This window comes from Nostoc sp., assembly GCF_036916985.1.
Taxonomy (GTDB): domain Bacteria; phylum Cyanobacteriota; class Cyanobacteriia; order Cyanobacteriales; family Nostocaceae; genus Nostoc.
Genome location: NZ_JBALFD010000094.1, coordinates 1 through 463, shown reverse-complemented (window position 1 = coordinate 463; position 463 = coordinate 1). Strand labels below are relative to the sequence as shown.

Here is a 463-nt window from a genome sequence, read left to right as displayed (position 1 = left end):
TCTGTTTATCGGAATTTCGGGCTTTTGAGCCAAAAAAGCGGCTAAAAAGTAACCACCAGCAAAAATAATTTGCGCTTCGCAAGCAAATTTGCAATTTCTGTGATAGTCTTTTTGTATGGGGAATCAAGACAGCGAAAGTACAAAAAGTCTTCAAAGAGAAATGATATAAACTCAAAGACGACACTTTCGCCTTGGCAGATGCAATGTTTAAATCCGCTACGGCTTTTTGAAACTAAGAGACAAAGCCAATGAAGCAGGATAGTGACCTCCGTAATAACTTGAAGTCCATTAGAACTCGCTTAGGTATGAGCCAACAAGATTTGGCTAACATCGCTAATGTGACTCGTCAGACTATTAGTGGTGTAGAGTCGGGACTATATGCTCCCTCAGTAGCCATCACACTTCGCTTGGCCAAAGCGCTTGGGTGTCAAGTTGAGGATCTATTCTGGTTAGAGCGGGATTT

The 463-nt window shown here is 41.9% G+C and carries 1 protein-coding gene; it reads left to right on the top strand.

What is annotated here, in order from left to right; translation table 11 throughout:
• Positions 1-248: 248 nt before the first annotated feature.
• The coding region (locus V7L07_RS30225) for a helix-turn-helix transcriptional regulator (RefSeq protein ID WP_335062994.1) at positions 249-463 on the top strand (215 nt) is incomplete at its 3' end.